This window comes from Firmicutes bacterium HGW-Firmicutes-1 (genome assembly GCA_002841625.1).
Taxonomy (GTDB): domain Bacteria; phylum Bacillota; class Clostridia; order Lachnospirales; family Vallitaleaceae; genus HGW-1.
This window is the reverse complement of sequence record PHAG01000017.1, coordinates 37,659-45,867: the sequence shown is the minus strand read 5'-3', so window position 1 is coordinate 45,867 and position 8,209 is coordinate 37,659. Positions and strand designations below refer to the sequence as shown.

7 protein-coding genes are annotated in these 8,209 nt (G+C 33.0%); 2 read left to right on the top strand and 5 right to left on the bottom strand.

Annotated features, from left to right (window positions below):
- Positions 1 to 162: 162 nt before the first annotated feature.
- The 5 genes from CVU84_16805 to CVU84_16785 form a co-directional block, all read right to left on the bottom strand.
- Positions 163 to 873, bottom strand: coding sequence for a hypothetical protein (locus CVU84_16805; GenBank protein ID PKM93277.1), 711 nt, complete (start codon positions 871 to 873; stop codon positions 163 to 165).
- 11 nt (positions 874 to 884) lie between these two features.
- Positions 885 to 2,033, bottom strand: coding sequence for a hypothetical protein (locus CVU84_16800; protein PKM93276.1), 1,149 nt, complete (start codon positions 2,031 to 2,033; stop codon positions 885 to 887).
- Between the two features lie 20 nt (positions 2,034 to 2,053).
- Positions 2,054 to 3,115: a hypothetical protein gene (locus CVU84_16795; GenBank protein ID PKM93275.1), complete on the bottom strand. Its 1,062-nt coding sequence runs from the start codon at positions 3,113 to 3,115 to the stop codon at positions 2,054 to 2,056.
- Between the two features lie 50 nt (positions 3,116 to 3,165).
- Positions 3,166 to 4,617 carry a starch synthase gene (locus CVU84_16790; GenBank protein ID PKM93274.1) on the bottom strand — a complete coding sequence of 484 codons (1,452 nt, stop codon included), beginning with the start codon at positions 4,615 to 4,617 and terminating at the stop codon, positions 3,166 to 3,168.
- A gap of 168 nt (positions 4,618 to 4,785) precedes the next feature.
- Positions 4,786 to 6,009, bottom strand: coding sequence for a hypothetical protein (locus tag CVU84_16785; GenBank protein PKM93273.1), 1,224 nt, complete (start codon positions 6,007 to 6,009; stop codon positions 4,786 to 4,788).
- Positions 6,010 to 6,258: 249 nt separating this feature from the next.
- Between CVU84_16785 and yyaC the strand changes: the two genes are divergently transcribed.
- Both yyaC and CVU84_16775 read left to right on the top strand, forming a co-directional pair.
- Positions 6,259 to 6,831 carry a spore protease YyaC gene (gene yyaC, locus CVU84_16780; GenBank protein ID PKM93272.1) on the top strand — a complete coding sequence of 191 codons (573 nt, stop codon included), beginning with the start codon at positions 6,259 to 6,261 and terminating at the stop codon, positions 6,829 to 6,831.
- Between the two features lie 226 nt (positions 6,832 to 7,057).
- On the top strand, positions 7,058 to 8,191 hold the full coding sequence (locus tag CVU84_16775) for a hypothetical protein (GenBank protein ID PKM93271.1): 1,134 nt from the start codon (positions 7,058 to 7,060) through the stop codon (positions 8,189 to 8,191).
- The last annotated feature ends 18 nt before the right edge of the window (positions 8,192 to 8,209 follow it).

Here is an 8,209-nt window from a genome sequence, read left to right as displayed (position 1 = left end):
GGGTAAGGCCAGAAAAATGAACACTTACTGCCAATAATGAGTACACAACTATCAGAAAAAATGCTTTTGTCGACAGTATTATCACCAACTATAACTAGTGCTTATGTTTTGGATTTATTAGGACATTTTCAAAATGCTTGACAGGACTAATTATAAAAAAAACTATGTGAATACTTTTGTAAGGTTAGAGATAAAATTGACTAGTAAATTATGATTGTAAAAATACTTCACAAGAGGAGATTTTTCTATTAATAGAAATAGCTTATCATCTGTTTGTATACTCGTAATAAATGAAAGGGCAATACATAAAATCCACACAAGTACTACGCCTTGAACCAATCCTATTGCTAAGCCCCCAACCTTATTTAATTGATGAATCACTGGAAGCTTACTTATAATATCCAGTGCATGAGATACAATCTTCAAAATGAATACGGTCAATATCAATACGAGCAAAAAGGCCAATGCATTCATAGCTATTGTTGCAATAGTCCCACCTATATACTCTTCTAACTTTGTTGCCTTTAAAAGATCATATACTTCTGCATTTTTATTCTCCTTTAGAACAATCTTCAGAAATTGAGGAACCTTAAGCTTATCTATTACTTGTAGCTGGTCTTGAGGGGTTACTTGATTTTGGGCTAATTTTTCGAGATTAAGCGCCTTAATTATCTTGCTTACCATAGACGCATAAACATTTGTATACTTAAACAAAAGTGTCGTCACCTTTGGATATAATGTATAAGCAACTCCCATTCCAATGATTAAAGAAAAAAATGAATAAATTGTTTTTATTAACCCTCTACCAAAAGCTATGATTGCTGTAAGTACAATAATTCCAATAAATATATAATCTAAATAACTCAAACTCATTTCTCTACCCCCTAAATATCTTTCATTTTTACAATTTCATATCCTTGTTGATAGACTATTACGAACTTACCCTTACCAATACTAAGTATATTCTTAGCCCCCTTATCTATCTGAGCTTCCCATAATTTTTTCTTAATGCTATGTAATTCAATCGTGCTGGGGGTTATTATATAATAGTTACTGTCACCCCCTATTAAACTTATTACATTATCAGGAGCGTCATATTCATCCAAGACTTCTCCTTCATAGCTATATATTGCAATTTTATTATTTAAATCATTCTTCGTAGCCTCAACTTGTTTCCCAAAATAAACAACAACGTTTTCTTTCGTGTAGGCTATCTTTTTAATTTCATTTTTGAATTTAATGTCTTTTGCTAATTTCGGCTTATCTTTAATATAATAAAAAAATAAGCTCTTATCACTAATCACAATCAGGTGATCATCGTCAAAAAATTTAATTTCTGGGGCAATCGCATTGTCAACATTGAAGCCCCCTAAGATATTATCAGGATCTATTTCCCCCGTATCACCAAAACTAAAAAAAGCTATTGTAGACTTCATTATTCCATCCTTAACAGATAGATAGCTTGTTACCATTTTTTCTCCCGAAGAAGAAAGATCAATTGCAACGGGATAACCATCTGTTGAAAAATTAGTACCTCTTTCAGCATATAGCTTTCCATTGCGCTTGTACAATTGAATCAAATGCTTACCTTCTTTTTCTATTACCAAGGCTAAGGCTCCTTCTTCACTAATATCAGCAAGAATGATTGGTGACTCTACCTTCACAGACATTAGATAGCCTTTATCATCAAAGATATAGGCTTCTTTACCCCCTAGGTCTACAACTGCCATGTATTCATTTTCTACAAACAACTTCGGATTTTCTAGATAAAATACCTTGTCCCATAAGCTTTCTCTATTTGTTGTAAGTTTTTTCAATCCATTTTGACTGCTAAAATAAAGCGCTTGATCATAAGAATGTATTTCATATTCATCCCTAGCTACAAAGCTTTCTGAATAAATAGGTTCAAAAAATATTTTACCCCCATTAAAATTATAATAATTAGGCTTAATAAATACTCCATACACCACTGCTACAATTATTATGATAGCTACTAAAATCGTTTGCAGGGTAATCCTGTCCCTTGCTTTCATACGATCACCTACTTCATTCATTATTTATCATTTTGAATAAAAAAAATACCTATACATACAAGTTCAAAAATTCCAGCATATCCAAATAAGGGATAAATACTACCCACCATTGTGGAAAACCCTACACTCGATAAAGCAATTGCAGTTCCTACTACACCAAGCTTTATTGCACCTGGATGTTTTTTCAGTATTACACTGTTTTCTTTAATACGTTCGATTATACCAAATCCATTTGCCACTGCGGTTGTGAACATAGCAGAAACTAACACCACTATATAAATATATTGAATAAACTCTGAGTACTTCATAACGATACCTAGTAGGGGAATCTCTAATCCAATTACTTCTTTATAATGAATCAAAACAACCAACCCAAGAATCAAACCGATTAACCCAAGTGAAGCACCTCCGATAAAGGCACTCATTCTTACCGTAACCATTTTATTCAGAACATATCCTAAAGAGCAAAGCACTACTATTGATGTGATACTATTATATGCAACGTATAGAATAGAAGACGAAATCCAATTATCCCTAATCAAATGAAGTGCTTCTGGAAGCATATTGCCTACTGTAGTTCCGCTAAAAACCCATATGTAAATTCCTATTAACAAAATTCCAACCAGCAGTACTGGTGCTAATATTGTGTTAATAGCAACAACACCTTTCACATCAAATAAGAATGTAAAAAAACAACCTGCAGCCATAAATACAACACCATAATAATATGGAATATGAAAACGCTGTTGAAAAAGCGCCCCTCCCCCAGCAAGCATTGCACAAAAACAAATAAACATAAATAGCATGACAATCATTTCTAAAAATCTTCCCCAATTGTTTCCTACAATAATCTCCATAAATTCTGTATAAGAGTTGCACTTTCTAGTATAAACAATCTTTAACACCATATAACCGATAATACTAAAAAGCATGCCCGTCAACAATAACCCGAACATGCCCTTATAGCCATAGATTGCAAAAAATTTCATCATTTCTTGCCCTGACGCAAATCCTGCACCTAATACTGTCCCCACATATACACTTGAAATCATTATTATATTTTTAAAAGTGTTACTTTTCAAATTATTCACCAGGCATATTAGTATTACTATATGCTTATGTTAAACAATCTTTAAACATTACTATTGTCAGCAAGAAGAGCTTCATACTTTTCAATATAACTTTCTGCTGCTTTACTCCATGAGAATCTCGTTTTCATTGCGCGTTCAACAAGTTTATTCCATTCGTCCCGATCTTCATAAGTTGAAAGGCATCTATAGATAGCACTCAAAAAATCTTCCCCATTGAAATTTTTAAAGGAAAATCCAATACCCTTATCTTTGTCTTTATCATAATCTAGTATTGTATCTAATAATCCACCAGTTTCTCTTACAATCGGTATGGATCCGTATCTTAAACTGTATAATTGAGATAACCCACAAGGTTCAAACAAGGAAGGCATTAAGAAAAAGTCACAAGTACCATAAATTCTTCTTGCTAAGTCCTGATTAAACTGAATATTAATTTTAACTTGATCACTATATTTACTTTCAAGGCTCAAAAGCTTTCTTTCATATTCTTCTTCACCTGATCCTAATATAACAAATTGTACGTCTTCAAACAAAATTGCTTTCATAGCATAAATGATAAGATCAATACCTTTTTGTTCTGCAAATCGTGTTACAACACCAAACATTGGAACGTCCTTTTCTGGTAGCCCTAGCTCTTTTTGCATCAAACGTTTGTTTTCTTTTCTGTTTTCTCTAAAGTTATCCTCTGAAAAATTAACATATAAAGCTGAATCTATACTAGGGTCATATTTACTATAATAAATACCATTGAGTATCCCAGAAATTTTATAACTGTATCTTCTTAGTAGTCCGTCTAATCCATACCCATAAATAGGTGTTTGAATTTCCTTTGCATAGGTTTCACTTACGGTTGTCACCATATCTGAATACACAATTCCTGCTTTCATAAAGCATACCTTACCATAATACTCTATTTTTTCAGGATTAAAGTACTTAGCAGATAAGTTAAGGTTGTCCAAGGTATGCATATCAAATACACCTTGATATTGTAAGTTGTGAATTGTAAAAACCAATTTAATATTTTTATAAAAATCTAATTCATAATATTCTTCTTTAAGTAGCAATCCAATAAATGCTGACTGCCAATCGTTTAAGTGGATAATGTCCGGTTTAATATCTAAAAACATAAGCATTTCTACAACAGCTTTGCAAAAAAATCCAAATCTTTCACCATCATCTTCATATCCATAGCAGTTGTCTCTTTCAAAATAATTATGATTACCTATAAAAAAAGTAATCAAACCATTTTGTTCAAATTTATAAACTTCGGCAACGTTTGCTTTTTTTCCTGTTTCAACAATGAAGCTGAATTGCTTCTTTATATCAAACTTGTCTTCAATACCTGCGTATTTAGGCATAACTCTAATCGCGTTTTGGCCTGCTTCAATTAATGCTTCCGGCAACGCTTCTGCTACATCTGCCAAACCACCTGTTGCTTTAAACGGTACAATTTCAGGCGTTACAAACAATATTGTTCGTTTTTGTAATTTCATCCCTATACCTCTCTATTATTAGATGCCGATATAACTTGCACTTTTTATTTTCTTAGGAAAGCATCCCTTTATTTAAGGATTTACCCTCTCCTAGTCTACTACTTGTTAGCATTATATCACAATGATTAATTTGTCACAATAAAAATCCCCATATGGGGATTTTTATTGTCATTGAGGCAGTGAAAGCTTTTGACCAACATATATTTTATGAGGATTATCAATATCATTTATTTCTTGAATTTCTGCTACCATCTCTTTCGTTGAATAAAATTGATAACTGATTGTTATCAGGTTATCTCCTGGCTTTACAATATATGTTTCTGGTATTTTAGACTTAATTTCTGCATTTTCAACTATTGCTACTGCCTCTTGAACTTCTTCTTCTTTTTCTGGAACCAAATCCTTTTCTGTATTTGAATTGGCATCTGTGACAGGTGAGTCTGAAATATTTTCTGCTACTGTCCCCTCTGGTATTTTGTTAGCAGCTTCTAAATCCATTGTAACTTCTTTTTCACGATCGACACTAGTCTCCCCTCTTACTTCTTCAGATAATCCATCTTTTAATACTCCATAATCTTCCATAACAGCGCCAAAGGATTTTTTCAAACGATTCATTTCTTCAAGATTATTCAGTAATCCTATCCCAATTAGAATACACATGATTACTAACGCTCCACTCAGTGCAAATAACATATTAACAAACCTTTTATGATACTGAACCTCTTTCTTTTCTTGATCTTTTAATCTATATTGCTTTACTGCTTCATCCACCTGTGTTTCAAATATATTTTCCTGAACCACCTTATACTCAAGCATATATTCATGCATGGCAATGTTTTTCTCATAATATATAAAAAACCCTGTTTTTTGAATCAAATCGCCTTCCCTTAATTGAAAAAATGCCTCTTCTTTTTCAACAGGATCCAGTATTAATAACACTTTCCCTTCTTGATTAAAGAAAACCCCATGCTGTTTTATCAAGAAAGAGGTTAATAATACTCCATATCCTGGTTGGGTATATGACCAACCAATAATCTCGTACTCTGAAAAATATTGCTTTCTTATTTCATGAGCCTTTGCCCATGTTTCCCCTGTCATCTCTACATTTCCATTTTCTCTGTTTAAATGCGTTGCTTGTATAACACCATGAATAAGCAAAATGCTTTCATTATCTAAAACCGTTTGTTCTCCAATTAAAAAAGAAATCTGCTCTTCTTTTTTATTGTATGCAGCAAATTGATGCAAATAGGTATATGCATAATCCTCCATATATATCCTCTGCCCATTTTGTACCTCACCAATCTGTCTAACATTTTTAGGAAGTGACCGTGATATATCTTGGCCAATTATTTCATCATTTTTAATCATATATGCTCCACCCCACAAATACATTATGTATATAAAGATATTAGCATATACAAGCTTCGTTTTTTATCAAAGCATGTCCTATTCGAACTTTTTTTTATTTAATAATCTGAGTAATTGCGAGCCTAACCATTAAAAACTTTTTATATCTTAGCTTTCTCCAGCATTCTATGCACCTTTTTTTGATGCAATTTGTTACCTGTTGTTTAATTTTTAAAATCAAGTTAAAACTAAAATTATTAAGGACAAAACAGTTATCCTATTGGAGGTTCATTAATGAAATTAGCTGAAGCAACTAAAAGTCTATATTTTAACACAAAAGATAAAACTTCTATTCACCAATTTACAAATGCACTTACATTATTAATTAAGCAAAAGAATACCGGTCATCACCCCATTGTTGTATTATGCATTGGTACTGATAGAGCAACTGGAGATTGTTTAGGCCCTATCATTGGTTATAAGCTCAAGAGCTTTTCTTTTGAAAATATTATCATCTATGGCACGCTATCTGATCCAATTCATGCGAAGAATATTGAAGAGACAGTTCTTCACATAGAAAAAGTGCATCGAAATTCTTTAATCATTGCCATCGATGCTTGCTTAGGAAAAACCAATCATATTGGATTGGTTAATTTAGGCGAAGGTTCCCTCTCCCCAGGTTCTGGCGTGAATAAGGTACTTCCTCCTGTTGGGGACATTTATATTACTGGCATCGTAAATTTCAGCGGCTTTATGGATATGAAGGTATTGCAAAACACACGTTTAAATACCGTTATGGAAATGGCTGACTTCATTGTAATTGGCTTAAGACGTGCTTTTACAAATTACAAATATTCTGTATCATAAGCAACATTTAATCGTCCCATAAATTGACAACTTTTTCAAATTATCCTATAATTAAATAAAGAAAACCGGCTACGCACCAATCACTTTCTGCCGCTTTTCCAATTGCATATACAGGGATTATAAAGAATTAAGTGGCTTTGCACTGAACATGACAGGAAAGCCCACTTTAATTACGAATAACATTCCTGCTATACTATTATAGGATAAAAATTTTGGAGGTTTCAAGATGAAGAAAATAGTTGTAGTCGTAATCCTTTCATTTGTTTTACTATTTACATCTTGTGGTGGAGCTACTGTTGAAAAAGGCAAAAAGCTACTCAGTGAAAAGAAATACATTGAAGCAATTGAAGTATTTGAAGAGCTGATTGAGAAGGACGAGACAAATTATGAAGCTTGGTACGGAAAAATCAAAGCCCAAATCAAGGATGATGAATATAAGGATGCAGAGGATACCTTAGAAGAATTGTTTGGAATAATTGAAGAAAATTATGATGATAAAGACGATGATTATGCTGCTGTAATTGAAGAATATCAAGAATATGCAGATGATATCGTTAAGGAAGAAGGTGGCTTAGGTTCCTGGTATGAAAAGGTACAACCACCCAAAATAGATATATCAAATATGGATTACATGTCCTATACCGTTGATTCTACCCAAGAAATTGATGTTCCAAAAGGAGTTAATGTCTATTATAACTTAAATGAAAAGAAGGTGACTGCAACAGATAAATTGTACAAAAAAGGTATTGTATTTGACACGGAAGGCTCCTTTACTTTAACTGTTGCTGCAATAAACAAATATGGTATTAAAGGCGAAGAAAGCACTGCTTTTGTAAATATTGCGGACATACCAGATGCGCCAAGTGTAGATCCAATTAGTGGAACATATCCTTCACCACTTGTTGTAACTTTTAAAGGGTTCAATGCCAATACTCAAACTATATACTATACTTCAGATGGTACAGATCCAAAAACAAATGGTTTATCCTACTACCCTGAGGACGGCGTATATTTGCCAACTGGACACTATGAATTAAAAGCAGTTATTTACGATTCTTCAAGTGGGTTATTTAGCGCTGAAGGAATTACTGATTATATTGTTGAAGCTGCTCCAGCTCCAACTGCAAGTGCAGATAGTGGTACATATACCGGTCCCTATACAATTTACTTCTCTGGATTTGATCCTATGAATAACGATGTTTTATATACATTGGATGGTTCGGATCCGATTGATAATGGTATTTATTATTACCCTGACCATGGTATCGAGTTAACGCAAGGAGAGTATAATCTTAGAGCCGTCATTTATGACTTCTGGACTTATAGTAAAGAATATACCGCAACGTATACCATAAAATAAAAAAAAGGCTTTGCCTCA